Annotated in this window: 26 protein-coding genes and 1 pseudogene; 17 read left to right on the top strand and 10 right to left on the bottom strand. The window is 71.0% G+C overall.

Features of this window, described 5'->3' with window-relative positions; all coding sequences use genetic code 11:
• Positions 1-25 precede the first annotated feature (25 nt).
• Both ACO0E1_RS05680 and ACO0E1_RS05675 read right to left on the bottom strand, forming a co-directional pair.
• Positions 26-964 carry an SGNH/GDSL hydrolase family protein gene (locus tag ACO0E1_RS05680; protein WP_422873303.1) on the bottom strand — a complete coding sequence of 313 codons (939 nt, stop codon included), beginning with the start codon at positions 962-964 and terminating at the stop codon, positions 26-28.
• Positions 965-1,060: 96 nt separating this feature from the next.
• Positions 1,061-1,816 (bottom strand): DUF2071 domain-containing protein, encoded by a 756-nt coding sequence (locus ACO0E1_RS05675; protein ID WP_422873302.1) that lies wholly within the window; start codon positions 1,814-1,816, stop codon positions 1,061-1,063.
• Positions 1,817-2,049: 233 nt separating this feature from the next.
• On the opposite strand from ACO0E1_RS05675, the gene ACO0E1_RS05670 reads away from it, so the two are divergent.
• From ACO0E1_RS05670 to ACO0E1_RS05645, 6 genes are all read left to right on the top strand, one after another.
• Complete coding sequence (locus ACO0E1_RS05670; RefSeq protein WP_422873301.1) at positions 2,050-3,375, top strand: sugar ABC transporter substrate-binding protein; 1,326 nt, start codon at positions 2,050-2,052, stop codon at positions 3,373-3,375.
• Between the two features lie 3 nt (positions 3,376-3,378).
• Complete coding sequence (locus tag ACO0E1_RS05665) at positions 3,379-4,416, top strand: carbohydrate ABC transporter permease (protein WP_422873300.1); 1,038 nt, start codon at positions 3,379-3,381, stop codon at positions 4,414-4,416.
• A gap of 32 nt (positions 4,417-4,448) precedes the next feature.
• Positions 4,449-5,282, top strand: a complete 834-nt coding sequence (locus tag ACO0E1_RS05660; protein ID WP_422873299.1) for a carbohydrate ABC transporter permease — start codon at positions 4,449-4,451, stop codon at positions 5,280-5,282.
• A 210-nt stretch (positions 5,283-5,492) separates the two neighbouring features.
• Positions 5,493-6,281 carry a DeoR/GlpR family DNA-binding transcription regulator gene (locus ACO0E1_RS05655; RefSeq protein WP_422873298.1) on the top strand — a complete coding sequence of 263 codons (789 nt, stop codon included), beginning with the start codon at positions 5,493-5,495 and terminating at the stop codon, positions 6,279-6,281.
• Positions 6,278-7,279 (top strand): 1-phosphofructokinase family hexose kinase, encoded by a 1,002-nt coding sequence (locus ACO0E1_RS05650; RefSeq protein WP_422873297.1) that lies wholly within the window; start codon positions 6,278-6,280, stop codon positions 7,277-7,279. Before ACO0E1_RS05655 ends, ACO0E1_RS05650 begins: the two co-directional genes overlap by 4 nt.
• 95 nt (positions 7,280-7,374) lie before the next feature.
• Positions 7,375-9,465: a PTS fructose transporter subunit IIABC gene (locus ACO0E1_RS05645; protein ID WP_422873296.1), complete on the top strand. Its 2,091-nt coding sequence runs from the start codon at positions 7,375-7,377 to the stop codon at positions 9,463-9,465.
• A 200-nt stretch (positions 9,466-9,665) separates the two neighbouring features.
• Here ACO0E1_RS05645 and ACO0E1_RS05640 read toward each other — a convergent pair.
• Positions 9,666-10,655, bottom strand: a pseudogene (locus tag ACO0E1_RS05640) (UDP-N-acetylglucosamine 4,6-dehydratase family protein); the annotation flags it as partial.
• A 78-nt stretch (positions 10,656-10,733) separates the two neighbouring features.
• Positions 10,734-12,455 carry a beta-N-acetylhexosaminidase gene (locus tag ACO0E1_RS05635; protein ID WP_422873295.1) on the bottom strand — a complete coding sequence of 574 codons (1,722 nt, stop codon included), beginning with the start codon at positions 12,453-12,455 and terminating at the stop codon, positions 10,734-10,736.
• A 35-nt stretch (positions 12,456-12,490) separates the two neighbouring features.
• Here ACO0E1_RS05635 and ACO0E1_RS05630 point away from each other — a divergent pair, with 35 nt between their 5' ends.
• Positions 12,491-13,615 (top strand): ROK family transcriptional regulator, encoded by a 1,125-nt coding sequence (locus ACO0E1_RS05630; RefSeq protein WP_422873294.1) that lies wholly within the window; start codon positions 12,491-12,493, stop codon positions 13,613-13,615.
• Between the two features lie 79 nt (positions 13,616-13,694).
• A complete protein-coding gene (locus tag ACO0E1_RS05625; protein WP_422873293.1) occupies positions 13,695-14,399 on the top strand; it encodes a DedA family protein in 705 nt (234 codons plus the stop codon).
• 6 nt (positions 14,400-14,405) lie between these two features.
• Here the strand turns inward: ACO0E1_RS05625 and ACO0E1_RS05620 are convergent, their stop codons facing one another.
• Complete coding sequence (locus tag ACO0E1_RS05620; protein WP_422873292.1) at positions 14,406-14,609, bottom strand: hypervirulence associated TUDOR domain-containing protein; 204 nt, start codon at positions 14,607-14,609, stop codon at positions 14,406-14,408.
• 189 nt (positions 14,610-14,798) lie between these two features.
• On the opposite strand from ACO0E1_RS05620, the gene ACO0E1_RS05615 reads away from it, so the two are divergent.
• Positions 14,799-15,851 (top strand): serine/threonine-protein kinase, encoded by a 1,053-nt coding sequence (locus tag ACO0E1_RS05615; RefSeq protein WP_422873291.1) that lies wholly within the window; start codon positions 14,799-14,801, stop codon positions 15,849-15,851.
• Positions 15,852-15,900: 49 nt separating this feature from the next.
• Positions 15,901-16,524, top strand: a complete 624-nt coding sequence (locus ACO0E1_RS05610) for a phosphoribosylanthranilate isomerase (protein WP_422873290.1) — start codon at positions 15,901-15,903, stop codon at positions 16,522-16,524.
• Positions 16,525-16,570: 46 nt separating this feature from the next.
• On the opposite strand, the gene ACO0E1_RS05605 is transcribed toward ACO0E1_RS05610, so the two are convergent.
• The 3 genes from ACO0E1_RS05605 to ACO0E1_RS05595 all read right to left on the bottom strand — a co-directional run bounded on the left by ACO0E1_RS05605 (position 16,571) and on the right by ACO0E1_RS05595 (position 18,459).
• Positions 16,571-17,341 (bottom strand): HAD-IIB family hydrolase, encoded by a 771-nt coding sequence (locus tag ACO0E1_RS05605; RefSeq protein WP_422873289.1) that lies wholly within the window; start codon positions 17,339-17,341, stop codon positions 16,571-16,573.
• A 50-nt stretch (positions 17,342-17,391) separates the two neighbouring features.
• Positions 17,392-17,802: an acyl-CoA thioesterase gene (locus ACO0E1_RS05600; RefSeq protein ID WP_422873288.1), complete on the bottom strand. Its 411-nt coding sequence runs from the start codon at positions 17,800-17,802 to the stop codon at positions 17,392-17,394.
• A gap of 66 nt (positions 17,803-17,868) precedes the next feature.
• On the bottom strand, positions 17,869-18,459 hold the full coding sequence (locus tag ACO0E1_RS05595) for a nitroreductase family protein (RefSeq protein WP_422873287.1): 591 nt from the start codon (positions 18,457-18,459) through the stop codon (positions 17,869-17,871).
• A 123-nt stretch (positions 18,460-18,582) separates the two neighbouring features.
• Here ACO0E1_RS05595 and ACO0E1_RS05590 point away from each other — a divergent pair, with 123 nt between their 5' ends.
• Positions 18,583-19,506, top strand: coding sequence for an AEC family transporter (locus tag ACO0E1_RS05590; RefSeq protein ID WP_422873286.1), 924 nt, complete (start codon positions 18,583-18,585; stop codon positions 19,504-19,506).
• Positions 19,507-19,706: 200 nt separating this feature from the next.
• Here the strand turns inward: ACO0E1_RS05590 and ACO0E1_RS05585 are convergent, their stop codons facing one another.
• Positions 19,707-20,543, bottom strand: a complete 837-nt coding sequence (locus ACO0E1_RS05585; protein ID WP_422873285.1) for an exodeoxyribonuclease III — start codon at positions 20,541-20,543, stop codon at positions 19,707-19,709.
• Between the two features lie 166 nt (positions 20,544-20,709).
• Between ACO0E1_RS05585 and ACO0E1_RS05580 the strand changes: the two genes are divergently transcribed.
• From ACO0E1_RS05580 to ACO0E1_RS05555, 6 genes are read left to right on the top strand one after another with little or no spacing between them, the layout of a single operon-like run.
• Positions 20,710-21,156: an Asp23/Gls24 family envelope stress response protein gene (locus tag ACO0E1_RS05580; RefSeq protein WP_422873284.1), complete on the top strand. Its 447-nt coding sequence runs from the start codon at positions 20,710-20,712 to the stop codon at positions 21,154-21,156.
• Positions 21,153-21,344 (top strand): DUF2273 domain-containing protein, encoded by a 192-nt coding sequence (locus ACO0E1_RS05575; RefSeq protein WP_422873283.1) that lies wholly within the window; start codon positions 21,153-21,155, stop codon positions 21,342-21,344. Before ACO0E1_RS05580 ends, ACO0E1_RS05575 begins: the two co-directional genes overlap by 4 nt.
• Entirely contained in the window at positions 21,341-21,742 is a 402-nt protein-coding gene (locus tag ACO0E1_RS05570; RefSeq protein WP_422873282.1) for a hypothetical protein, read from the top strand. The genes ACO0E1_RS05575 and ACO0E1_RS05570 overlap by 4 nt, the downstream gene beginning before the upstream one ends.
• Complete coding sequence (locus tag ACO0E1_RS05565) at positions 21,739-22,383, top strand: hypothetical protein (RefSeq protein WP_422873281.1); 645 nt, start codon at positions 21,739-21,741, stop codon at positions 22,381-22,383. Before ACO0E1_RS05570 ends, ACO0E1_RS05565 begins: the two co-directional genes overlap by 4 nt.
• A complete protein-coding gene (locus ACO0E1_RS05560) occupies positions 22,380-22,976 on the top strand; it encodes a hypothetical protein (protein WP_422873280.1) in 597 nt (198 codons plus the stop codon). Before ACO0E1_RS05565 ends, ACO0E1_RS05560 begins: the two co-directional genes overlap by 4 nt.
• A 2-nt stretch (positions 22,977-22,978) precedes the next feature.
• A complete protein-coding gene (locus tag ACO0E1_RS05555) occupies positions 22,979-23,749 on the top strand; it encodes a phosphotransferase (protein ID WP_422873279.1) in 771 nt (256 codons plus the stop codon).
• 19 nt (positions 23,750-23,768) lie between these two features.
• Here ACO0E1_RS05555 and ACO0E1_RS05550 read toward each other — a convergent pair whose 3' ends face one another.
• Complete coding sequence (locus tag ACO0E1_RS05550; protein ID WP_422873278.1) at positions 23,769-25,115, bottom strand: peptidoglycan DD-metalloendopeptidase family protein; 1,347 nt, start codon at positions 25,113-25,115, stop codon at positions 23,769-23,771.
• Positions 25,116-25,171 lie beyond the last annotated feature (56 nt).

Genomic DNA, 25,171 nt, shown 5'->3' with positions numbered 1-25,171 from the left:
TCCAGGCTGGTCGCGTCCAGATCCGTCAGCCGGCTCCGACGGCGCTCGCCACCAGGTCTGCCATCCCGGCGTGGCCGCGGGTGTTCGGGTGGACCAGCGTGTCGGTGCCGTCCGTGCCCTGGATGCCCTCGATCCAGCGGGTGTCTGGGTCGCTGCAGACGTCGTGGTCCGCGCTGGCGTCCGTCGGGTCGACGAACACGGCGCCGTGCGCGACGCTCTGTGCGCCGATACCGATGTTGAGGCGTTCCTCGGCCAGGCGGAAGAACGGCAGGTCGGCGCGGGCCACGCGGGAGAACTGCGTCGGCTCGTTCCACGTGCACTGCTGCGGGTCGGTCGGCGCGAGTTGCGGGTAGCCGACGGTGACGATCGTCGCGTTCGGGGCCGCGGCCCGGACCGCTTCGAGCATGTCGCCGTACTCGGACAGGACGTCGGTGAGCTTCGTCTCGAGTGTCGTGCCGAGTCGGCCGCTCTCGACGTCCGCATCGTAGAAGGTCGTGCACGGGGTGCCCGGACGCTCCGAACCGATGCCGCCGACTGCGAGGCAGGTACCGAGGATCGTGCCGAAGCCCAGGGAGTTGCCCGAAAGTCCGATCGTGACGATCTCGGTGCGGTCGGACAGTGCCTCGAGCTGCGGGGCGACCGGGTCCGTGCCGGCTGGTGGGACCTGGGACTCCCACACGTGCTTGGTCTCGGCGCCGACGCAGGACACGTTGCGGAGGACGAGGTCCGGCCGGGCTGCGGCGTGTGCGACGACCGGGTACGAGTCGCTCGTGCGGAGGCAACCGTCACGGGGCTCGAGCTGCTCCCCGGCGAAGTACCCGGCGGTGTACGAATCGCCGAGGACCGCCCACTCCCCGGGTTCAGCGGCTGCTGCGGGCTCCGCGGCTGTTGCTGCGGTGCCCCCGGTGAGGAGGCTCGCGCCGAGGAGGGCGGTGGTCGTGGCGAGGGCGAAGGACTTGTGCATCACGTCTCCTTTCGTCGTCGCACCGTTGCGACGACTGACGTGTGGTATGTAACACCCCACGTTTCCGGGAGTCAACGTGATATCGACCTTTCGGGATCAGGCCGCGGGCCAGCGCTCCGTGCCCCACGTCACCGGCACGTCCTGCATCAGCAGCACGTCCGAGAACTCGGCGCTGTCGCGGGGGAGTGCGTCGATGAACGACGAGTGGACGCGGTGTGCCCTGGCCGCGGAGACCTGCCAGGCGTCCGTGTGGAGCTCGAGGCCCTCGAGCGCGCCGCTGTGGTCGGGGGACCAGCCGGTGCTCCCGGCGCGGAAGAACTCGGACGCCTGGTCGACGTCTCGGAAGATGCTGCTCGACCAGCGGCCGACCGGGACGCGTTCGGCGTCGACGTCGACCTCGGCGTCGGCGGCGTCGAAGCCGACACGGAACCGCTCCCCGTCCTCGTCGACGTCGAAGCGGGCGTGCTCGTGCACGCCGGGCATCACCCGTCCACCGAGTGCGACCGGCACCCACGACGCGCTGTACCGCTTCGGGATGTACACACCGCGGCGGACGCCGGTCGGTCCGTCCCACTCCACGGCGATGCGGTGTGCGGCGTTCTCGGCGCCCCACGCGATCCCGCGAGGAACCCAGCGTGGTCGGAGCCCGGCCATGCGCAGCAGGCAGACCCCGGCGACCGCCGAGCCGTCGACGAGCTGCGGGCGGAGGCCGTCCGGCAGTACGCGGCGGAGCGCGGTCGGTTCGACCCGGAAGTTCACGAGGAGCCGGCGGTCGATGCGGGCGACGATGCCAGCGCCGGACGGTGTCGTCGTGCGCGGCCTCGTCGACGCCTTGTGTGCTGCGGTGGTCACCCGTCGGATGCTAGACCCCGCACCGGGCGAGCACCAGGGGGGTGGAATGGTGCCTGGTCATGACCAGTTCGTCAAGCAATCGGCAGGATTCGTTCGATATCCGTTATCCCCCGGAAACATGCGGATCACGGCTGTCCACAGTCGCAGAATCGATGGTTGACAACCCCGCCGCGAGGGTCTTTCATTGCCATTACGCAACGTCCTTTCATAAAGGTCGGACCAAGGGAGTCAACGTGACACGCACGCGATTCGCCGCACTCGGTGCGCTCGGCCTGGCGGCCGCGCTCGCCCTCGCCGGGTGCTCTGCTGGAAGCAACGGAGCTTCCGACAGCGGAACGAAGTCCATCGGCACACCCGATGGCAAGGGCAAGACCCTCAACGTCTGGATCATGAACGGCGACCTCAGCCCGAAGATCCTCGACGTCGCCGAGAAGCAGTTCACGAAGGCCACCGGCGCCAAGGTGAAGCTCCAGCTGCAGCAGTGGGACGGCATCACCACGAAGCTGACCACCGCCCTCGCCCAGAAGGACGCCCCGGACATCGTCGACCTCGGCAACACGCAGGTGCCGGTCTACGCCGCGACGGGTGGCCTGATGGACCTCAGCCCCTACAAGAAGGAACTCGCCGACGGCCAGACCTGGCTCTCCGGGCTCGAAGGGCCCGCGACCGTCGACGGCAAGCTCTACGGCGCTCCGCTCTTCGCAGGCAACCGTGCGGTCATCTACAACAAGAAGACCTGGGCGGACGCCGGGGTGACCGGGACGCCGAAGTCGTACGCGGAGCTCACCGCCGACCTCGACAAGGTCAAGGCGAAGAACCCCGCCGCGGACTTCTCGGCGTTCTACATGCCCGGGCAGTACTGGTACGGCGGCCTGCAGTGGGTGTGGGACGCCGGCGGACAGATCGCCACCGAGAAGGGCGGCAAGTGGACCGGGGCGATCGACTCCGCCGACGCCGTCAAGGGCCTGACCGCGTGGAAGGACTTCCAGAACGCCTACTCGGCGAAGTCCACGCAGGACATCAACACCGACAAGCCGGCCGAGTCCGACGTCTTCGCGCAGGGCAACACCTCCGCGATCCTCGGTTCGGCGTGGGAGATCGGCTCGATCACCACGGCGAAGCCGGAGCTGAAGGACCAGATCGGGACGTTCGCGATGCCCTCGGCCACCGCTGGCAAGACGCAGCCGGTGTTCCTCGGTGGCTCCGACCTCGGCATCCCGTCGAAGTCGGCGAACCAGGACCTCGCGCTGTACTACATGAAGATCCTGACCTCGAAGAAGTTCCAGCAGGACCAGGTCTTCGGAGTCGACGGGTGGGAGCCGAACTCCACGCAGCTGCTCGACTCGGTGGCGGCGGACGTGGACGAACTCCACAAGCCGTACTTCGCCGCAGCCGGCACCAGCCGCCCGACCCCGGCCACCCCCGGCTGGGCGACGATCGAGGGCGACTCGTCCTTCCAGTCGATGTTCGCGGACATCGCGACCGGCCGGAAGACACCAGAGGAATCCGCGAAGGACTTCTCGAAGCACCTCACCTCGGCGCTCAACGCGAGCCTGTAGTCGATGACGTCGACCGCTGACACGGCGACCGGCTCGGCACCTGCCGGGCCGGTCGCCGGCGCCGGGCAACCGCCGGTGGCCGGACGGGTCCCCCGCTCCGGCCGTCCCGGTCGGTCCGGGCGTCCGCCCCGCACCCGCCGGCGTTCCGTCGGGGCCTCGCGTGCGCCGCTCGTGCTGCTCGCGCCGGCCGCGGTGCTCCTGCTGGCGCTCGTGGTCTACCCGCTCGTCCGGCTGGTCGTCATCTCCTTCCAGGAGTACGGCCTGCGGGCGATCTTCACCGGGCAGGCCGGGTTCGCCGGACTCACGAACTACACGAACGTCCTCACCGACGGCAGCTTCTGGCCCGTGATCCTCCGCACGATCGTCGTCACCGCGTCGATGGTCATCGGGACGCTCGTCATCGGCATGGCCGTCTCGCAGCTCCTCACACGGCTCGGTGTCGTGATGCGGACGGTCGTCAGCGTCGTGCTCGTGCTGGCGTGGGCGATGCCGAACGTGGCCTCGAGCCTCGTCTGGCAGTGGCTCTTCCAGCCGTTCTACGGCGTGCTCAACTGGCTCATCACGCAGATGCGGGTCTTCGGCGACCACACCCAGGACAACTGGGCGTCGCACCCCGGGCAGGCGTACACGATCGTGCTGACGCTCGTGATCTGGCAGGCGGTGCCGTTCGTCGCCCTGACGCTCTACGCGGCGCAGTCGCAGATCGCGCCCGAGTACTACGAAGCAGGTTCGCTCGACGGCGCCTCGGCGTGGTCGATGTACCGCGCGATCACCCTGCCGGCACTCGCGCCGACGCTGCTCCTCGTGACGATCCTGTCCGTGATCTGGGACTTCAACGTGTTCAACCAGATCTGGCTCCTCACCAGGGGCGGGCCGGAGGACGCGACGCTCACGCTCGGCGTCTGGACCTTCGTGAAGTCCTTCGTCTCGAACGCCTACGGGCAGGGCGCGGCGATCGCGGTCATCTCGACGGCGATCCTCGGCGTGCTCACCAGCTACTACATCCGCCGGCTCATCCGGAGCGGGGAGGAAGACCTGTGACGGCTCCTGCTGTTCGACCCGAAGCGCGCCAGGTGCGCCAGCGCAAGCGCAAGCCGCGTGTGCTCGCCAACACGATCGCGGTGCTGTTCTGCCTGGTGTGGGTGTTCCCGATCTACTGGATGGTGAACACCGCGTTCAAGCCAGCGGACGAGGTCACGACCCTCACGCCGATCTGGGCGCCGCTCCACCCGACGTTCGAGAACTTCACCAGGGCACTCACGCAAGAGGGCTTCCTGGGCTACCTCCGGAACTCGGCGATCGTCGTGGTGGCCGCCGTGCTGCTGTCGATCGTGGTCGGCTTCCTCGCCTCGGCAGCGCTGTCCCGGTTCCGGTTCAAGGGGCGTCGCGCGATCCTGGTGGGCATCCTCTTCGTGCAGATGATCCCGTCAGGGGCGCTCCTCATCCCGCTGTTCCTGTCGTTCCAGTCGCTCGGGCTGCTGAACAGCTACATCGGGCTGATCCTGGCGTACGTCGCGAGCGTGCTGCCGTTCTCGATCTGGGTCATGCGTGGGTTCTTCGTCGCGGTCCCGGTGGAGATCGAAGAGGCAGCGAAGACCGACGGTGCCGGCACGTTCCGCATCCTGTGGAGCGTGCTGTTCCCGCTCGTGATGCCCGGGGTCATCGCGACGAGCGTGTTCGCGTTCATCGCGGCGTGGAACGACTACCTGACCGCGTACGTGATGCTCAAGGACCAGTCGATGTACACGCTGCCGGTCTGGCTCGCGGGCTTCTCGACGAACAAGGGGACGGACTTCGGCGGACTCATGGCGGCGAGCGTGCTGTTCAGCCTGCCGGTGGTCGTGTTCTTCCTCATCGTGCAACGCCGTCTGGTCAGCGGCATGACGGCCGGCGCTGTGAAGGGGTAGCGCCGGACGCGCCCTGCGCCGCGCCGCGCCGCGCGCATGACGCCGAGATCGCACTTCGTGTCGCTTCCCACCGGGAGGTTCCGACACGAAGTGCGATCTCGTCGTCTTTTGATCGTTTTCGGGCGTGTGGGATTGGGCAGCGGGCACTTGCGTTTGTGTTGGGTATGGACGTACAGTTCCTGAAACCAACGCGAACGAAGGAGTTCGGGCATGTACGCAACCGAGCGGCACGACGCCATCGCCGCCGAGCTGCAGTCGGCAGGGCGGGTCTCCGTCGCCGACCTCGCCGAGCACTTCGACGTCACGACCGAGACCGTCCGGCGTGACCTCGACACACTCGAGTCGGCAGGGGTCCTCCGCCGGGTGCACGGGGGAGCTGTGCCGGTCGGACGCTCCAGCGTGGTCGAACTCACCGTCGCCGAGCGCGAGGGGCAGCACGGCTCCGCCAAGTCCGCGATCGCCCGGGCCGCGATGCGCCTCGTGCCGCCGACCTTCACCGGGTCCATCGCCCTCGACGCTGGCACGACCTGCGCCGCCGTGGCGACCGAACTCGCACGGTGGGAGCCCGCGGAGCCCGGCGCGACGATCACCGTCATCACGAACTCCGTCCCCATCGCCGCGACCCTGCAGCACAGCGAGCACGTCGAGCTGCACCTGCTCGGCGGCCGGGTGCGCGGGGTGACGAGCGCCGCGGTGGGGACCGCCACCGTCGAGCAGATCGGCGCGCTGCGTCCCGACATCGCCTTCGTCGGCACGAACGGGCTCTCCGCCGGGTTCGGCCTGAGCACCCCGGACGAGTACGAGGCCGCCGTGAAGGCCGCCTACGTGCTCGCCGCACGTCGGAGCGTCGTCCTCGCAGACGCCGCGAAGCACGGCGTCGAGGCGCTCATGCGGTTCGCCCGGCTCGACGAGGTCGACACGATCGTCACCGACGAACAGCCCCTGGCTGACCTCGCCGGAGCGCTCACCGACGCCGACGTCGAGGTGGTCGTGGCATGAACGAGTCCAGCACGCGCATCGTCACGGTGACGCCGAACCCGTCGCTCGACCGCACGATCGAGCTCGCCGGGGAACTGCAGCGCGGCTCGGTGCAGCGCGCCACCCGGTCGACCGCGGAGCCGGGCGGCAAGGGCGTCAACGTCTCCCGTGTCGTGGTCGCCAGCGGTGGGGACACGATCGCCGTCCTGCCCGGGGACGAGCTCGACCCGGTCCTGCTCGGTCTCGCCACCCGCGGCATCCCGACCGCTGCGCTGCCGATCGGCGCACCGCTCCGATCCAACGTCACCGTCACCGAGCCGACCGGCACCACGACGAAGCTCAATGAGCCGGGGCCGTCCCTCGCGGGCCGCCTCGACGAGCTCGCCGCGCTGGTCGCCGACACCGCGGACGTCACCGCCACCGGCCCCCGTGCCCGGTGGGTCGTCTTCGCCGGATCGCTCCCGCCCGGCCTGCCGGACGACGCACTCGCCGTCCTCGTGCGGGCCGTCCGCGAGCGGCACGGGGACGACGTCCGGATCGCCGTCGACTCCTCGGGCGTTCCGTTCACCGCGCTGCTGCAGTCCGGCGAACGGATCGACCTGGTTAAGCCGAACGCCGAGGAGCTCGCCGAGATCGTCGGCGGGGACCCGGACGAGTACGAACGCGACCACGAACTCGCGGCAGCGGCAGCCGAACGGCTCCGCGACCGTGGGGTGGACACCGTCCTGCTCACCCTCGGCAGCGCCGGCGCGATCCTGATCGGGCCGGAGGGCTCGTTCGCCGCGGCGGCACCCCGCATCGTCGCCCGCTCGACCGTGGGTGCGGGCGACTCCTCCCTGGCTGGTTACCTGCTCGCCGAGGTCGCCGGTCGTCCGCCGGAGGAGCGACTCGCGCAGGCCGTCGCGACGGGGGCCGCGGCAGCCGCACTCCCGGGGAGCGACGTCCCGGCTCTCGACCACACCGACCCGGGTGCCGTCACCGTCACCCGCCTCCGTCAGACCGCGGCCCCCGCCGCCTGACCGCCCCACCGCAACGAACCCCACCGCAACGAACCCCACCGCAACCCGAACCACAGCGAACCCAGCGCCACCGCGCCACTGCAAAGGAGCACACCATGACCGCTGCGCGCAGCTCGGACACGAGTCCCGGCCTCATCAGCGTCGCCCTCGTCGGCCTCGACGAAGACCTCGGCGCCACCTCGTCCGACGTCATCCGCGTCCTCGCCGACCGCGTCGCTGCGACCGGCCGCGCGGCCGACGGAAGCGCCCTCGCGGCGGACGCCGTCAAGCGTGAGGCGAGCGTCGGCACCGGCGTCCCCGGTGGCATCGCCATCCCGCACGCCCGGTCGGCGTCGGTCACCGAACCGACACTCGCGATGAGCAGGCTCGCCCGGAAGGTGCCGTTCGGCGCTCCGGACGGCGACGCCGACCTGGTCTTCATGATCGCCGTGCCCGAGGGGGCCGACAAGGACCACCTCACCGTCCTCTCGACCCTGGCCCGGGCGCTCATCCGCGAGGACTTCACGGCCGCCCTCCGCGCCGCGACCACACAGCAGGAGATCGTCGACCTGGTGGACCGCGAGGTGACCGGCGAGGTCGCCGACGCCGGCGTCACGGGCGCACCCCGAGCCTCCAGTCCGGCCGCGCCGACCACGGCAGCGGCCGCCGGCCGGAAGGTCATCGTGGGGGTCACCGCCTGCCCGACCGGCATCGCGCACACCTACATGGCGGCCGACGCCCTCGTCGCCGCCGCCCAGCGCGCCGGCGCCGAGATGCACGTCGAGACGCAGGGGTCCTCGCAGGTCGAGCCGCTCGACCCGGCGCTCATCGCCCGGGCCGACGCCGTCGTCTTCGCGGTCGACGTCGACGTCCGCGACCGTTCGCGCTTCGCCGGTAAGCCCCTCGTGTCCGGGCCGGTCAAGCGCGGCGTGGACGAACCGGACGCGATGATCGCCGAGGCGCTCCGTGCCGCCGACGACCCGAACGCCGCACGGGTCTCCGGATCCGCGGCCGAGGCCGGCAGCAGCACCGCGAAGGACGAGCACTTCGGGCAGTCGCTGAAGCGCTGGCTCCTCACCGGCGTCTCCTACATGATCCCGTTCGTCGCCGGCGGTGGTCTGCTCATCGCGCTCGGCTTCCTGCTCGCCGGCTACGGCATCGCGCTGGCCCACGGCGACTCCGGGCAGAACAACGCCGTGTACACGCTGACGCACTACACGCTGCTGAACCTGCCGCCGGAGGGCCTGGCGTACTACCTCGGTGCCGCCGCGTTCCAGATCGGTGGCGTGTCGCTCGGGTTCCTCGTCGCAGCCCTCGCCGGGTACATCGCGTACGCCATGGCCGACCGCCCCGGCATCGCGCCGGGCTTCGTCGCCGGGTCGATCGCGGTGTTCATGAACGCCGGGTTCCTCGGCGGTCTGGTCGGCGGTCTCATCGCCGGTGCCGCCGCCTACTGGATCGGGCGTATCCCGGTCTGGCGCTGGCTCCGCGGCTTGATGCCGGTCGTGATCATCCCGCTGTTCGCGTCGATCATCGCCTCCGGTCTGCTGCTCCTGGTGCTGGGCGGTCCGATCGCCTGGGTGATGACGCAGCTCACCACCTGGCTGAACTCGCTGAGCGGCGCCTCGGCGATCCTGCTCGGCATCATCCTCGGCCTCATGATGGCGTTCGACCTCGGCGGCCCCGTGAACAAGGTGGCGTACGCGTTCGCCGTCGCGGGCCTCGGTGCCGGATCGGCCACCAACGTCGTGCCGTTCGAGATCATGGCCGCGGTCATGGCGGCCGGCATGGTCCCGCCGCTGGCCCTGGCGCTCGCGTCGACCGTCCTCTACCGCAAGGGGTTCACGAAGCCCGAGCGCGAGAACGGCAAGGCTGCGTGGCTGCTCGGTGCGTCGTTCATCTCCGAGGGGGCGATCCCCTTCGCCGCCGCCGACCCGCTGCGTGTCATCCCGGCGTCGATGGTCGGTGCCGCTGTCACCGGTGCGATCTCGATGGCTGCCGGTGTGACCTCGCGGGCGCCGCACGGTGGGATCTTCGTGTTCTTCGCCATCGGGGACGTCGCGATGTTCATCGTCGCGATCCTGGCGGGCACCGTCGTCTCGGCGCTGGTGCTGGTCGGCCTGAAGAAGTGGGTGCGTCGGGCGCCGGCGGCTGACGCCGCGGCGGTCAGCGTGCCGGCCGACGATCGGGTCGCGGTCGCCGCGTAGGACGCCACGACCGGACGGACGTCACGACCGGACGGACGCCACGACCGGACGGACGTCACGACCGGACGGACGTCACGACCGGACGGACGCCACGACCGGACGGACGCCACGACCGGACGGACGTCACCACGGGACGGACGGGAGGCTCGGTGCCAGCTGGCACCGGGCCTCCCGTCCGTCGTCGGTGCGCGTCACCCGCGTCAGGCGGCGAGCAGGAGCGGAGCGGTGTCGGCGCGCAGTGGCCCGTCGAAGGTGGCGGGATCCAACGCGGGGACCGACGCGTGCGAGATCTTCGGGTGCACGGGTCGTCGCTCGGTCTCGCCCTGCCCGATGAGGTCCTCGTGCAGCTTCTCGCCAGCACGGAGCCCCGTGAACACGATGTCCGAGGTGCCGCCCATCGCGGCGATCATCCGACGGGCGATGTCGAGGACACGCACGGGATCGCCCATGTCGAGCACCAGGACCTCGCCGGGCCTGGCGATGGCGGCGGCCTGGATGACGAGGTGGCACGCCTCGGGGATGGTCATGAAGTACCGGGTGGCGTCCGGGTGCGTCACCGTGACGGGACGACCTGCGCGGATCAGATCGGCGAAGAGCGGCAGCATCGATCCGCGACTGCCGAGGACGTTGCCGAACCGGACGGACACGTAGTCGCGACCCGTCTCCGCCGCGGTCCAAGCCGTCAGCCGTTCGGCCAGGCGCTTGGTCTGCCCGAGGACGCTCGTCGGGTTCGCCGCCTTGTCCGTGGAGATGTTCACGAGCGTCTGCACGCCGGACTCGACCGCGGCGGCCAGCACGTTGCGTGTGCCGAGGACGTTCGTCTTCCATCCTTCGTCCGGGTACTGCTCGAGCATCGGGAGGTGCTTGAGCGCCGCGGCGTGGAAGACCACGTCGGGACGGCGGTCCAGGAGCACCTGCCGGATCGTCGACGCGTCGCGGATGTCGGCGAGCACGACGTCCTTCGTGTCGAGCAGCCCGTGCCCCGCGACCGACACCTGCACCTGCTGGAGGGCCGTCTCGTCGCGGTCGAGCATGATCACCTCGGCTGGATCCGAGCGCATCAGCTGCCGGCAGAGTTCGCTGCCGATCGACCCACCAGCGCCGGTGACGAGCACGGTCCTGCCGCGGACGAAGTCGATCGGCAGCTCGAGCTCGTGGTCGGCCGGATGCCGGCCGATCAGCGCGTCGAGGTCGAACCCGTCGGTGGTCGACAGAGTGCACGTGTCCATGGACACCAACCTATCGGCTGGAATCTGGTATGTGCAACGTCAGTCAGCGATGTTCGCCGTGATCGCGTCGATGTACGCGGCACGCTCCTCGCGCGTGCCGGGACGACCGGGGACGCCGGGGCGCTCCTGCCACGGGAACGGGCCGGTCTCGTGGCGGTACTCGATGCCCATCGCCTCGAGCCGCGCGAGGTGCTCCGCCAGCCGCCCGCGGAAGTCCGCGAGGTCTCGGGGCCCGGTGACGTCTGCGGACCAGAGTGCCTCGGACAGCGCCGCGACCCGCGGGAAGAGCTGGTAGTCGAGCTTCCGGACGGTGTCCACGTGCTCGCACCACATGTTCCCCTGGCCGCCGATGACGTGCGCACGCTCGTCGTCGGTCAGGTCGGCCGGCACCGGGTCGAACGCGAAGACGTCGTCCACGGTCAGCACGATCGACACCGGGATCGGCTCGTTCGGCAGGTCGCTCTGGCGGTAGTCCAGGTACACCTGGTCGTCGGGCGAGGAGATGACGTCGTGCCCCCGCTTCGCAGCCGTGGACGCGCCGCGGAGTCCCCGCCACGACACGACGGTGGCCGACTCCGAGAGCGTCCCGCCCTCGAGGATCTCGTCCCAGCCGAACGCCCGACGGCCCTTCGACTCGATGTGCGCCGCGAGCTGCCCGATGATCCAGGCCTGGAGCTGTTCCTCGTCCGCGAGCCCGAGTGACCGGATGCGCTCCTGCGTGCGGGGGTCCTGCTCCCACTGCACCTTCGGGCACTCGTCGCCACCGAGGCCGATGTACGCGCTCGGGAACAGGTCGACGACCTCGTCGAAGACGTCCTTGAAGAAGTCGATCGTCGCGTCGTCGGCGTTCAGGACGTCCTCGGCGATGCCCCACTCCGTCCAGACCTCGACCCCGGACTCCGGGTGCACGCCGAGTTCCGGGTACGCGGCCAGTGCGGCCCGGACGTGCCCGGGGGTCTCGATCTCCGGGACCACCGTGACGAACCGGTCGGCCGCGTACGCGATGATCTCGCGGATGTCGTCCTGCGTGTAGTAGCCGCCGTGCGGCCTGCCGTCGAAGCCCTGCGGTCGCATGACCCCGTCTGCGTCCGGGACGTGCGCGCCGACCTGGGACTCGCGGCGCCACGAGCCGATCTCGGTCAGGCGCGGGTACTTCCGGATCTCGATGCGCCAGCCCTGGTCGTCCGTGAGGTGGAAGTGCAGCGTGTTGATCCGGTGGGCCGCGAGCTGGTCGATGACGCGGAGGACCTCGGCCTTGGTGCGGAAGTGCCGGACGACGTCGAGCATGACGCCGCGCCAAGCGAAGGCCGGAGCGTCCTCGACGGTCTGCACCTGCACGGTCCAGGGCCCGGTGCCGACCCGGCCCTTGCGGTACACGTCGGCGGGGAGCAGCTGGAGGAGGGCCTGCACGCCGTAGAACACGCCGGCAGCGCTGCCGCCGAGGACGTCGATGCCGTCCGGCGTCACGGTGAGGCGGAACGACTCGGCGGTGGACCCGGCGGGGCCGGTCGGGAGCGCCGCGTCCGCGTCGCCTGTTGCCTGCGTGTCGTCCGCCACGCGCAGGCTGATCACGTCGGCCGCCGGGGTCTCGGCATCGCGCACCGGCAGGCCGGTCGACCCCCGCAGCGTCTGCTGCAGGTACAGCCGCACGGACTCGCTCGCGGCGTCTGCGGCGATGCGGGTCGTCGGGGTGATCTCGAACGAGCCGACACCGGGGGTCGACAGGCGCGGGCGGGGGATGAGCATGTCGGAGTCCACCATTCCTCAATGATCTTTCGTAATATGAGGCTATGGCCGTGAACGAGACCCTGTCAACGATGAGCACGCCGGGTGCCCTGCGCCTGGTGAACTCGCGCGCCATCCTCGACGAACTGTTCCGCAGCGACGCGTCCGTCACCGTCACCGAGCTGGGGCGCACCGTGGGGCTCTCGCGGCCGACGGTCGAGGCATCGCTCGCCGATCTCGTCGCCGAGGGCTGGGCGCGGGAGGCCGACGCGATCGTCACCCCGAACAAGGCCGGGCGGCGGGCCAAGCGGTTCCGCGCCGACGCCGGCGCCGGATCGGTGCTCGGCGTGGACCTCGGGCTGCACGGCATCGTCGGGCTCCTCGCCGACCTCCGCGGCAACGAGATCGCCCGGGTGGAAGAGGTGTACCCGGACCTCGCGTCGGCGGACCAAGCCTGGACGAGCGTGCAGGACGTCGTGCACCGCCTGACCTCGACACCGGGAGCCGGTCGCCTCCTCGCCGCGACGTTCGGCGTTCCCGCGGTCGTCGACCGCGATGGCGCCATCGACTACACGATCGCCGTTCCGCAGTGGGTCGAGGGCCGGATGCCCGGCCGCATCCAGGACCTCTTCCCGACGGCCCCCACGTTCTTCGACAACGATGCGAAGCTGGCCGCGACCGCCGAGACGATGTGGGGTCGGTTCACCGGTGTGCGCGACGCGCTCTACCTGGTGATGGGTCGGCAGATCGGCGCGGCCTACCTCGTCGACGGCACGCTGGCACGCGGCGCCAGGGGGGCGGCGGGCGAGGTGGGCGGCCTGGCATCGACCGGCTGGCCCGGCGCGCCGGCCCGACTGGAGGCCCGGATCCCGTCCGGCGCAGACCTCGAGTCGGTCATGGAGTCGGCCGGGCACGGTGACCCGGCTGCCGCCGAGATCGTGCGGGCGCTCGCCGCGGACGTCGCGACGGGGGTCGCGCAGCTCGTCGCGACGATCGATCCGGAGGTCGTGGTCGTGGGCGGCGAGGTCCTGCCTGCTGCGGCGGTGTTCTGCGCGGCGCTCGCGGAGGCCGTCGGGCCGCAGCTCCGGCACCCGGTGGAGATCGTGCCGTCGACGGTCGGTCGGGACGCGGTCGCCAGGGGTGCGCTGGCCCGGTCGTTGACGCACGTGCGGGCGTCGCACATGGGCCTGGGCTGACCGGGTTGGGCTGACCGGGTTGGGCTGATCCGCAGGTCACGTCCTGCTCCCTGTCAGGGCACTCAGGGAACATGGCGGTATGACGACTGCCCTCGCCGCCGCCACGTCCTCTCCTGACTCCGAGATGGGCGGGCTGTCGGGGATGGTGCTCCAGCTCATCGACATGCTCGGCGAGTGGGGCGTCGCGCTGATGCTCTTCGTCGAGACCGTCTTCCCGCCGATCCCGTCGGAGGTCATCCTGCCGCTCGCGGGGTTCCTCGCCGGTGCCGGGCGGATGAACCTGGTGCTGGTCCTGGTCCTCGCGACGCTCGGTTCCTACGTCGGGGCACTGGTGCTCTACTGGCTCGGCCGGGTGATCGGGTTCGACCGGACCGTCCGCTGGCTGGGCAAGCTCCCGCTCGTCGACGAGGACGACTTCCGCAAGGCCGCCGCGTGGTTCCACCGGCACGGTCGCAGCGCCGTCCTGTTCGGGCGGCTCGTCCCGATCGTGCGCAGCCTGATCTCGCTGCCGGCGGGGGCCGACCGGATGAACCTCTGGTCGTTCTCGCTGTTCACGATCATCGGCTCCGGTGTCTGGAACAGCCTGCTGGTGCTCGGCGGTGCGGCGCTCGGCACGCAGTACGAGCGGATCGAGGGCTACACCGAGTGGATCGACCGCGGGATGTACGCGGCGATCGCCGGGGTCGTCGTCGTGTTCGTCGTGCGGCGGATCCGCCGGGGCCGTGCCGCTCGCACCGCCGGTACCGAGCGTGGCCGTCGTCGCGCCGAGCCCGCAGGGGACTGAACCGCGTCAGGCCTTCGTGAGCGCCGACTCCTTGTGTGCAGCGCGCTTGCCGGTCTTCTCGGACTCCACGATCCAGTACGGGTCGTCGTCCGTCGGCTTGAAGTGCTGCCCGTCGAACTCGAAGTCGCTCACCCGCTTCTGGACGAGCGTTCCGGTGGTCTTCCCCTGCGAGGTGTTCCAGTGCACCTCGTCGCCCTTCGACAGCGCCATGACAGGTCCTTCCTAGGTGATGTCCCGCAGAGCGTAGACCCCGATGCATCCGCATGAACTCAGGGATGTACCCCTCGTCACGAAGTCATAACAGCCGCACTTTCGACGCCGTTCGCGCGTACCGTAGTGCCCGAGTCACCTCGCGAGCAACCTTCGCTTCCCTTGGCTCCCGACGGATCGAACCGCACGATGACCCTTGTCGACAACGGACGGACGGAGACCATCCTCTCCGGCCGCTACCGGCTGTCCCGGCTCATCGGTACGGGCGGCATGGGATCCGTGTACGAAGCCCGCGACGAGCACACCTACCGACTGGTCGCCGTGAAGCTCTTCGCGACGCCGCAGGCCATGACGACGGCCGATCGGGTCCGCCAGGAGCGCGAGATCCGGCTGCTCAGCATGCTGTCGCACCCCGGCCTGATCCCGCTCTACGACGCCGGGACGCACGAGTTCTCGGATGGTCCGCACCGGTACATCGTGATGGAGCTCATCGCCGACACGACCCTGCTCCGCCGACTGGCCGAGGGCGCGCTGCACAACTACGAGGTCGCCGACCTCGGCGCGCAGCTCGCCGACGCGCTGGCGTACGTGCACTCCCGCGGAATCGTGCACCGCGACGTGAAGCCCGCCAACATCCTCATCAGCGACGAGGGCTCGTCCGGGTTCGCCCGCACGGTCAAGCTGACGGACTTCGGCGTCGCGCACTTCGTCGACGGATCGCGCCTGACGAACGACGGCACCATCATCGGCACGGCGGCGTACCTCAGCCCCGAGCAGGTCGCCGGCGAGCCGATCAGCTTCGCGACGGACGTGTACTCCCTCGGGCTCGTCCTGCTCGAGGCCCTGACCGGGCACCAGGAGTACTCCGGCACCCTCGTCGAGGCAGCACTCGCTCGACTCCGGAACAGCCCGGAGGTCCCGGAGTCCGTCGGACCGGAGTGGCGCGAACTGCTCCTGCGCATGACCGACCGCGACCCTGCTCGTCGACCGACCGCCGTCGCCGTCGCCCGCGCGCTCCGAGGCGGATCGGTGCAGGTCACCGGGCCCGTGCCGCTCGGCCCGACCCGCACCGCCCACAAGCGCGACCACCGGATGCACCGGGCAGCGCACCGGCACGCCAAGCGCGGCACGTTCGTGGCCGTCAATCGGTGGCGCCGGCGGAACATCCTGACCGGATCGTTCGCGGCCGTCGCGGTGCTGCTCGCGTGTGGCCTGAGCTACGTCGCCGGTACGCTCCACTGATCGCCGTCGGCGCACCCGCACGGCTGTCGTATCGTGCAGGATGGACTGCATGACCGACCAGCGCTGGATCAAGATCTGCGGCCTGTCGACGCCCGAGACCGTGGACGCCGCCATCGACGCCGGCGCCGACGCGGTCGGGTTCGTCTTCGCGGCGGGCAGCCCCCGGACCGTGACCGCCGACCTCGCGAAGGAGCTCGTCGAGCGGGTGCCGGACGGGATCGACGCCGTCGGGGTCTTCCGCGACCAGGAGATCGACGAGATTGTCGGGATCGCGTCGGCGGTGGGCCTCACGACGCTGCAGCTGCACGGCGGCGAGTCGGCGACGGACTTCGCCCGTGCCCGGGACGCCGGGTTCTTCACGATCCGGGCGGTGTCGGCGGAGGCCTACCTCGCCGAGTCCGACGAACAACGGGCGTCGTACGACCACGACCTGCTACTGCTCGACGCCGCGGTGCCCGGGAGTGGACGGCTGATCGATCCTGCGTCCGTCACCGGCAAGGTCGACGAAGCGTGGATCCTCGCGGGCGGTCTCACGCCGGCGAACGTCGTCGCTGCGGTCGAGAGTCTGGACCCCGACGGCGTCGACGTGTCGAGCGGTGTCGAGTCCCAGCGCGGCGTCAAGGACCCGGCGAAGATCCGGGCGTTCGTCGAGGCGGTCCGCAGCCTGTCCTGACGGGGCCGACCCGTGCCTCCTGTCCGGGCCGGGACGGGCCGCGCCGTCAGGCGCGGGCGGGACCGAGCGTCGGGATCAGGTCCGTGAGGAACGCGTCGGTGTCCTCCCAGCCCTCGACCGCGTGGCAGGGGACGCCGAGCGCCTTCACCGGGTAGTCGTTGCCCTCTGGGTCGAGGCGGTCCCCGACGAACAACATGTCGTCGAGCGCGATGCCGGTGAGCTCGGCCAGGCGCTGCATGCCGTACGCCTTGTCGATGCCCTTGCGGGTGATGTCGATGCTGGTGGAACCGCCGGACCGGACCTCGAGATCGGGGAGCTCGGCCTGCACGCGGCGCCGGAGGTCGTCCTTCTTGGCGCCCGTCGGGTCCCACGCCTTTTTCTCGGCGACCGGCGCGGCCTGGCCGAGCGCGGAGAACGTGATCTGCGAACCGCGGTCTTCGAGGATGGCGCCCCAGGTCTCGGACTCCCAGTAGCCGGCGGCCTTCGCCTGCGTCTCGACCGCGACGAGCGCCTGCTGCTTCTGGGCGTCGGTGAGGTCCTCGGCGTACTGCAGCGCCCAGTCGTCGTCGGACCAGCGATAGTACCGGGTGCCGCAGGTGGGGAGCAGGTGCAGGTCGTCGAGCGTGAGACCGTCACGGTGTCGCAGGGGCGTCACGAGCTGCTGCTCGAACTGGTGGAAGTTGCCGCCGCTGATCACCGCGACCGGGACCACGTCCAGCAGGGCGGCGAAGGTGTCGAGCATGCGCGGGTCGAGCGCGGACTTCGACGGGGCGAGGGTGTCGTCCAGGTCGAACGCGACGAGACGTGGTGCGGTCATGCCGTCGATTCTGTCATGCGACATGTCCCCGATCCTCAGCGCTGCGGGGATCAGTGGATCGTTGCGGGAACCCGGTCGCGGGCGTACGTGATCTCCGTGTAGCCGTGCGGGACCGGGTTGCCGTCGACGTCCAGGTTGACGAACACGACCTCGTCGATCGTGAGGATGCTGCGGTGCGTGAAGAGGTTCCGCGCCTCGGCCCGCATCGTCAGCGAGGTCCGGCCGAACCGGGTCGCGACGAGGCCGATCTCGACGATGTCGCCCTCCTTCGCCGAGGAGACGAACTCGATCTCGGACATGTACTTGGTGACGACCTTGCCGTTGCCGAGCTGGATGATCGCGTACACCGCGGCTTCTTCGTCGATCCAACGGAGCAGGCTGCCGCCGAAGAGCGTGCCGTTCGCGTTGAGGTCCTCCGGCCGGACCCATTTGCGGGTGTAGAAGTTCATCTCGGGCTGCATGTCTGTACATACTACGCGGCCGGGATCCTCGTGAGGATCCCGGCCGCGGTCGTGCTGCTGGTGGGGCTACTCCTTGACGAGGACGACCTCGTCGAGCGCGATGCGGGTGCGTGGAGCGACCTCGCGCTCGGCGGCCTTCTCGTCGAGCTGCGACGGGTCCGCGACGGTGCCGATCGCCGTGACGGTGAAGGGCACGAAGCGCTCCGGCAGGTCGAACGCAGCGGCGAGGCCGGCGGCGTCGATACCGGCCATCTGGTGCACGTGGAGGTCTTCGGCGTGCGCCTGGACGGTCAGCGCCGCGAGGGACTGACCGAGGTCGTACTCGGCGTAGCGGAGCGGTTCGCCCTGCTCGTTCGTCGTCTCGAGGATGCCGACGACGAGTGCGCTCGCGCGGAACGCCCATGCGGCGTTGAAGCCGAGCAGGTTGTCCGTGATCTTCCGGAACGCGTCCGTGCCACGGCGCGCTGCGACGAACCGGCGCGGCTGCAGGTTCATGGCCGACGGCGCCCAGCGAGCGGCCTCGAGCACGGCGTCGAGCTGCTCGTCGGAGATCGTCGCGCTCTCGTCGTAGGAGCGGGGGCTCCACCGTTCCTCGAGGAGCGGGACGAGCGGCTGGCTCGAGTCGGTCGATCGGGTGAGCGTCGTGGCGTTGGTCATGATGCCGTCAACGGTATTCGATGCGTTCGCATTTCCGGCCTGTACGACGTCACATGTCGAGCGGCGCCGCGCTCGTTGCCGCGCCCGGTGCGGGGCTGCCGCGGGACTGACAGGATGGGGGTGATGAGTGGCGTTCTGATCGGCTTCGCGATCATCGGCGCGATCATCGCGGCCGGGTACGTCGTCGGGCGCATCGGGCTCCTCGGGCCACACGCCCAGTTCGTGATCAGCCGACTGGCGTTCTTCGTGCTGATGCCGTGCCTGCTCTTCCACACGATCGCCACCGCGGACATCGCGTCGCTGGTGTCGCCGATGCTCTGGGTGTCGCTGCTCAGCGCGGTGTTGGTGGCCCTCGGCACGGCGCTCGTGTTCGCCCTGGTGCTGCGGCGCTCGGTCACGACGACCACCGTCGGGGCGCTCGCTGCCAGCTACGTCAACGCGAACAACATCGGCCTGCCGGTCGCCGTGTACGTGCTCGGGCAGGCCACCGCCGTCGTGCCCGTCATCCTGCTGCAGCTCGTCGTGATGGCGCCGATCGCGCTGACCGTGCTCGACACCGCGACGGCATCAGGGGGCGGGTGGAAGCGCCGGGTGCTCGGGCCGGTGACGAACCCGCTGATCATCGCCTCGCTGACGGGGCTGGTGTTCTCCGCCTTCCGGATCGAGCTGCCGGACCCGGTACTGGAGCCGTTCTCGCTCGTCGGTGCCGCCGCCGTGCCCCTCGTGCTGCTGTCGTTCGGGATGAGCCTGCACGGCGCGGCACCCCTCCGCGACCCGGCGATCCGGACGGACGTCATCGTGGCGTCGTCGATCAAGCTCGTCGTGATGCCGGCGGTGGCGTTCGTGCTCGCCCGGTTCGTGTTCGGGCTCGACGACCAGCAGGTGTTCGTCCTGACGACGCTCGGGGCGTTGCCCGCGGCGCAGAACGTGTTCAACTACGCGCAGCGCTACGACGCGGCGGTGCCCGTCGCCCGTGACGTGGTGCTCATCTCGACGCTCGGCGCCGTCCCGGTGCTCGTCGCGATCGCCGCACTCCTGCACCCGTAGCGCGCCGGCCGCGCGCTGCCTTCGGCGCGCCCGTGAGATCGCACTCCGTGTCGGTACGGCTCGCGTAAAGCGACACGGACTGCGATCTCACCGGTGGCGGTGCGCGCGGGGAGGGGCGGACGGGAGGCTCGTGGCGGGGCCGGTGGGCGCCTCCAGGCCGGTGGGTGTGCGGACGGCACGGCGCGAGCGCGCCGCGCGCGTCAGAAGATCATCGGGCGGTCGTCGTCGAGGGACGTCTCGAGGTCGAGGTCCACCACGACCGGCACGTGGTCGCTCGGGGCGTCGCCCTTCCGCTCGTCCCGGTGGATGGACGCACCCGTGACGACGTCGGCGAACCCCTGCGACCCCATGACGAAGTCGATGCGCATGCCCTCGCCGCGCGGGAACCGCAGCTGCTTGTAGTCCCAGTAGGTGTAACCGGACGGCACCAGGGGGCGGACGACGTCCTGCAGCCCCCGTTCCTCGAACGCGCGGAAGGCGGCGCGCTCCGGCTCGGTGACGTGGGTGTGCCCCTCGAAGACGGAGACGTCCCAGACGTCGGAGTCGAGCGGCGCGACGTTCCAGTCGCCCATCAGCGCGAGCTTGAGGTCCGGGTCGGCCTGCAGCCACTCGGTGGTGCGGTCGGCGAGCTGCGCGAGCCAGTCGAGCTTGTACGCGTAGTGCGGGTCTCCGACCTCGCGGCCGTTCGGGACGTACAGGCTCCAGAGCCGGACGTCGTCGACGGTGACGCCGATCGCGCGGGCCTCGACGGGGAGGTCGGGACCCTCGTGTCCCTTGAGGAAGCCGGGCTGGCCGGGGAAGTCGCGGGTGACGTCGGCCATCGGCAGGCGGCTGGCGAAGGCGACGCCGTTCCACTGGTTCAGGCCGTGCGCCTCGACCTGGTAGCCGGCGGCCTCGAACGCCTCGACCGGGAACTGCTCCGGCTTGCACTTGATCTCCTGCATGCCGAGCACGTCGACGTCTTCGCGGACGAGCCAGTCGACGACACGGCCGACTCGGGTGCGGACGGAGTTCACGTTCCAGGTCGCGACGCGCATGGAGTCGAACCTACCGGTCGCGACCGACGGCGCGGTGCGGGCGACGCGGGCGTGCCGATGGTCGGTGCCGCGTGGCCGGTCCGGGCGGCACCGCTGGTCGGGCGGCGTGCGGCACGATGGTGTTCCCTGGGAGCAGGACATCGCCCGGAGCGTGAGGAGCACGACCATGGCATCGACGACGAACCGCGTCGACGGGAACCCGACCACCGGGAGCGTCACCACGCAGGTGACCAGCGCCGGCAAGACCATCATCGACGACCAGGTCGTCGCGAAGATCGCGGGCATCGCCGCCCGTGACGTCCCGGGTGTCTACGCCCTCGGTGGCAACGCCGCGCGTGCCTTCGGTGCCATCCGCGACGCCATCGGTTCCAGCGCCCTCGGTCAGGGCGTCCGCGTCGAGGTCGGCGAGACCCAGGTCGCCGTGGACCTGACGATCGTGGTCGACTACCCGACGCCGATGATGGAGGTCGCGTCCGCCGTCCGCGCGTCCGTGACGAAGGCCGTCACCGAGCTCGTCGGCCTCGAGGTCACCGAGGTCAACATCGCGATCAACGACGTCAACATCCCGGCACTCAACGGCGCACCCGACGAGGCCGAGGGTCGCGTCCGGTGAACGCCACCGTCATCGGGATGGGGGTCGGCGCCCTGCTGGCCATCGTCGCCGTCACGCTCGGCTTCTGGGCGTTCGTCGTCGTGGCCGTCTTCATGATCGTCGGCGGGATCGTGGCGCGGATCGTCACCGGGGACATCGACTTCCGACGACTGCTCGACGTGCTGCGCGGACGCCGGAGCTCGTCGTGAGTCCGGCGGCCGACGTGCCGCCGATCGCCCCGTCCGGTAGCGCGCCGTCCCGTGCGGCCGCGGCGCCGCGTGTCGCCGGGTACGACCGCATCGGCACGACGGCGCTGGTCCGGACCGCGCAGGCAGTCGCGGCCGAAGCGCTCCGCACACCCGTCCGGGAGGTCCGTGCCCGGGTCGCCGACGACGGTCGCGGATCGCTGGCGGTCGAGATCACCGCCCCGCTCGCGGTTCCGGTGCTCGGTTCCCACGCGGTGCCCGACGAACCGGTGGTCCGCACGGCGCACCGGGCCCGGGCGACCATCGCCGAGCGCCTGGACACCATCACCGGGCGGCAGGTCGAGCGGGTCACCATCACGTTCGCGTCGTCGGTCGTCGACGCCCCGAGGAGGGTCCGATGAGCTCGATCCAGCCGCCGGCTTCACCGTCGGGGTCGTCGCCGACGTCTGCGCCGGCACCGGGGGAGCACGACGCCGTGTACCGCCGCGTCCTGCGCCGCGAGACCCACGTCTCGCGGTCGGGCAGCGTGGTCGTCGCCGTCCTGGTCGCACTGGTCGTCGCCGCAGCCGCCGTGTTCGCCGCTGCGCTGGTGTTCCTCGACCAGAACGTCCTCGGCGTCGATCCCCGTGCCGTCGTCGACGGTGCCGCCCGTGCACCACGCGGACTCGTCGACGCGATCGTGGTCGTCACCGGTGCCGTCGTCGCGGTCATCGGCCTGGTGTTCCTGCTGCAGGGGATCCTGCCGCAGCGACGCCCCCGCCACACGATGTCGTCCAGGCGGCTCGCGATCGTCGTGGACGACGAGGTCCTCGCCTCCGCCGCGGCACGCGCTGCCCGGAGCGCCACGCGACTCGGACCCGACGCGGCCGTGGGAACCGTCGGCCGTCGCACCGTGGAGGTCGTCCTCCGTCCCGCTGCCGGTGCTGACGTGCCGGCAGTCGCTGCGACCGAGGCCGTCGAGCGCGAGTTCGCGGAGATCGACACCACGCCGTCGATCACCACCCGGGTCCGTGTCCAGCCGACCGGACGGGTGGACGGATGAACGCCACGAACCGGGCGCTCGGACGCATCGCCCTGGTCGTCGTCGGGCTGGCACTGCTCGTCGGGGGACTCGGCGCCGTGCTCGTGCAGACGGTCCCGCAGGCCGCCGATCTCTGGCACCAGGCGGCCCGCGCGTCGCTCGGCGACCTCGGTACGGACGCATCCCGCGACGCCTCGATCGCCGCATGGGCGTGGGTGCTCGGCGGGGCCGTCGTGCTCGGCGTGCTCGTGCTGATCGTCCTCACGACGCTCGGTGGTGGCCGTGTCGGCACCGTGGTCGAGGACGACGGGGCCGCGGAGGGGCTCCCCGGCGAGGTCCGCATCGACGCCGCTGCCGTCCAGCACGCTCTCTCGTCGGCTATCGGGGAACTCCCGCAGGTCGCCTCGCTCGCGGTCGACGTCTACCGTGTGCGTCGCCGCCGCGCGCTGCGCATCAAGGTCCGCCCGCGGAAGGGCGCATCGCCGCGGGAGATCGCCGACCGGGTCGAGGACATCGTCACCGACCTCGACGCCCTGCTCGGCGAGCGGCTGCCCGTCCTCCTGCAGATCGCGCGCGGGGGATCGGGGTCGTCCCGGCCGGACCGCGTGCACTGACGATGAGCTCCCTCGGATCGCAGATCCCCGACGCCCCCGTCACGGTGCCGGACCCCGTCGCCCGGATCGTCGGCGACCGACGGGCGGTTCCCGTGTGGGTGAACGAGATCGGCGGGATGACGTTCCGCATCGGGGGTGACGGGAGCGTCGGGTCCGCCGAGGAGTACGTCAAGTGGGTCCCGACCCACTACGCGGCCTGGATCGCGTCCGAAGCGGCGCGCCTGACCTGGGCCGGCCGGTGGCTCCGCGTGCCAGAGGTCGTCGAGCACGACGCGGACGAGCACGGTGCCTGGCTCCGGACCCGTGCGCTACCGGGGTGGAGCGCCGTGGACCCTCGCTGGCGCGACGAACCCCGGACCGCGGTGATCGCCGTGGGGGAGGGCCTCCGGGCGATGCACGACACGCTGCCGGTCGCCGACTGCCCCTTCGCGTGGTCGACGGCCGACCGGACGGCGCGGGCGCGTGCGGCCGGGTCCGACCCCGAGGCACTCGGGCCCGAGCCGGCGTCGGACCGCACGGTGGTGTGCCACGGCGACCCCTGCACGCCGAACACCCTCATCGGGGCCGACCGGCGCTGGTACGGGCACGTCGACCTCGGTTCCCTGGGCGTCGCCGACCGCTGGGCCGACATCGCCGTCGCCACGATGGCGCTCGGGTGGAACCACGGTCCCGGGTGGGAGTCGCTGTTCCACGAGGCCTACGGCATCCCCTTCGACGCGGAACGGACGGCCTGGTACCGCGCCCTCTGGAACCTCGACGAGGACGAGGTCTGACCTCGCGGCGTCCGGACCGCTAGAAGCCGACCCCGCGCGCAGCCATGAACGGCACCGGGTTGGTGGTGCCGCCGCCCACGTGGGTCTCGTAGTGCAGGTGGCACCCGGTCGAGTTGCCCGTGGACCCGACGAGCGCGACGAGGGTCCCCGCGGCGACCTGCTGCCCGGGAGACACCCGGAACCCACCGCTGACGATGTGGCCGTACGCGCTCTTGACGCCGTTGCCGTGGTTGATCCGCACGTAGTTGCCGTACCCGCCGTACCACCCGACGTACTCGACCGTGCCGGCCGACGCGGCGACGATCGCCGTCGAGCAGCCGCTGCCGAGGTCGATGCCGTCGTGGAAGCTCGTCGCACCGGTGATCGGGTGCACACGCGTGCCGTACGAGCTCGTGATCCAGCCGCCGGCGGGACGGACCCACCCGCTGCCGGAGCCCGAGCCGACGGCCCCGCTGCCGCCACCGCCACCGCTCGACCCGCCGCCGCTGTTCGCCGCGGCTGCCGCACGTGCCGCTGCCGCCGCGGCTTCACGGGCCGCGCGCTCCGCAGCTGCCTTGCGCGCCGCCTCGCCCTTGGCGAACTCGGCTTCGGTGCGGACGCGACCGGACTTCAGCGTCGCGAGCTGTGCTTCGAGTCGCGCCTTGTTGTCCTGCTGCTCGTCGTAGGCCACCTGGGCACGGTCGGACGCCGCCTGCGCCTCGGCCATGCGCTCCTCTGCCGCCTTCGCGAGGTCGGCCAGCGCCAGCGCGGCACGGTCGGCCTGCCCGGAGAGTGCCCGGGCGACGGCGGCGTCGGCGGTGGCAGCGGCTTCGACGCGCTCGGCCTGCTCGGAGAGCTTGCTCAGCGCGCCGAGGTCGTACAGCAGGTCACGGGCGTCCTCGCCACCGGTGAGCACGCTCGTCGTGACGTCCGCACCCCCGGACCTGGCCATCTGCGCGGCGAACTGCCCGGCCTGCGCGGCGCTCTGCTCGGCGATCTCAGCGTGCTCTTCGGCGTCCGCGCGGAGCGTCTGTTCCTTCTCGGCGGCGCGCTGGGCCTTCCGCTGCGCGACCGAGTACTCGTTGCCGCGTGCTTCGGCTTCGGCGACGGCGGCGTCGGCCTTCGCCCCGAGCTGCCCGATCAGGTCCTGGATGTCGGCGATCTGGCCGTTCTTCGCCGACTCCTGCCCGCGGGCGGCGAGGACGTCGTCCCACGAGGGGTAGGTCGCCGCGCTGGCCGGAGGAGCGTCGAGGACGAGCGTGCCGGTCAGGCCGAGCAGGGCGAAACCGGTCACCGCCAGGCGCAGACGCAGGGCGGGCCCGGTCACCGCCGAGCGCAGACGCAGGGCGGTGCGGGCGTGCGTGGGGCGTGGGGCGGGACGAGTCATCGAAGGCGAGCCTATACATCCGTACAGGGATGACGCGAAGCCGACGCACCGCTGTG

This window comes from Curtobacterium guangdongense, assembly GCF_049341845.1.
GTDB lineage: Bacteria > Actinomycetota > Actinomycetes > Actinomycetales > Microbacteriaceae > Curtobacterium > Curtobacterium guangdongense.
The sequence above is the reverse complement of the archived record's forward strand: the minus strand, read 5'-3'. Positions and strand labels throughout refer to the sequence as shown.

Coding starts and splice junctions, on each gene's coding strand:
- ACO0E1_RS05680 (WP_422873303.1), bottom strand. CDS start 964: ATGCACAAGTCCTTCGCCCTCGCCACGACCACCGCCCTCCTCGGCGCG.
- ACO0E1_RS05665 (WP_422873300.1), top strand. CDS start 3,379: ATGACGTCGACCGCTGACACGGCGACCGGCTCGGCACCTGCCGGGCCG.
- ACO0E1_RS05655 (WP_422873298.1), top strand. CDS start 5,493: ATGTACGCAACCGAGCGGCACGACGCCATCGCCGCCGAGCTGCAGTCG.
- ACO0E1_RS05650 (WP_422873297.1), top strand. CDS start 6,278: ATGAACGAGTCCAGCACGCGCATCGTCACGGTGACGCCGAACCCGTCG.
- ACO0E1_RS05645 (WP_422873296.1), top strand. CDS start 7,375: ATGACCGCTGCGCGCAGCTCGGACACGAGTCCCGGCCTCATCAGCGTC.
- ACO0E1_RS05635 (WP_422873295.1), bottom strand. CDS start 12,455: ATGGTGGACTCCGACATGCTCATCCCCCGCCCGCGCCTGTCGACCCCC.
- ACO0E1_RS05625 (WP_422873293.1), top strand. CDS start 13,695: ATGACGACTGCCCTCGCCGCCGCCACGTCCTCTCCTGACTCCGAGATG.
- ACO0E1_RS05620 (WP_422873292.1), bottom strand. CDS start 14,609: ATGGCGCTGTCGAAGGGCGACGAGGTGCACTGGAACACCTCGCAGGGG.
- ACO0E1_RS05615 (WP_422873291.1), top strand. CDS start 14,799: ATGACCCTTGTCGACAACGGACGGACGGAGACCATCCTCTCCGGCCGC.
- ACO0E1_RS05610 (WP_422873290.1), top strand. CDS start 15,901: ATGACCGACCAGCGCTGGATCAAGATCTGCGGCCTGTCGACGCCCGAG.
- ACO0E1_RS05605 (WP_422873289.1), bottom strand. CDS start 17,341: ATGACCGCACCACGTCTCGTCGCGTTCGACCTGGACGACACCCTCGCC.
- ACO0E1_RS05600 (WP_422873288.1), bottom strand. CDS start 17,802: ATGCAGCCCGAGATGAACTTCTACACCCGCAAATGGGTCCGGCCGGAG.
- ACO0E1_RS05595 (WP_422873287.1), bottom strand. CDS start 18,459: ATGACCAACGCCACGACGCTCACCCGATCGACCGACTCGAGCCAGCCG.
- ACO0E1_RS05590 (WP_422873286.1), top strand. CDS start 18,583: ATGAGTGGCGTTCTGATCGGCTTCGCGATCATCGGCGCGATCATCGCG.
- ACO0E1_RS05585 (WP_422873285.1), bottom strand. CDS start 20,543: ATGCGCGTCGCGACCTGGAACGTGAACTCCGTCCGCACCCGAGTCGGC.
- ACO0E1_RS05580 (WP_422873284.1), top strand. CDS start 20,710: ATGGCATCGACGACGAACCGCGTCGACGGGAACCCGACCACCGGGAGC.
- ACO0E1_RS05565 (WP_422873281.1), top strand. CDS start 21,739: ATGAGCTCGATCCAGCCGCCGGCTTCACCGTCGGGGTCGTCGCCGACG.
- ACO0E1_RS05560 (WP_422873280.1), top strand. CDS start 22,380: ATGAACGCCACGAACCGGGCGCTCGGACGCATCGCCCTGGTCGTCGTC.
- ACO0E1_RS05555 (WP_422873279.1), top strand. CDS start 22,979: ATGAGCTCCCTCGGATCGCAGATCCCCGACGCCCCCGTCACGGTGCCG.
- ACO0E1_RS05550 (WP_422873278.1), bottom strand. CDS start 25,115: ATGACTCGTCCCGCCCCACGCCCCACGCACGCCCGCACCGCCCTGCGT.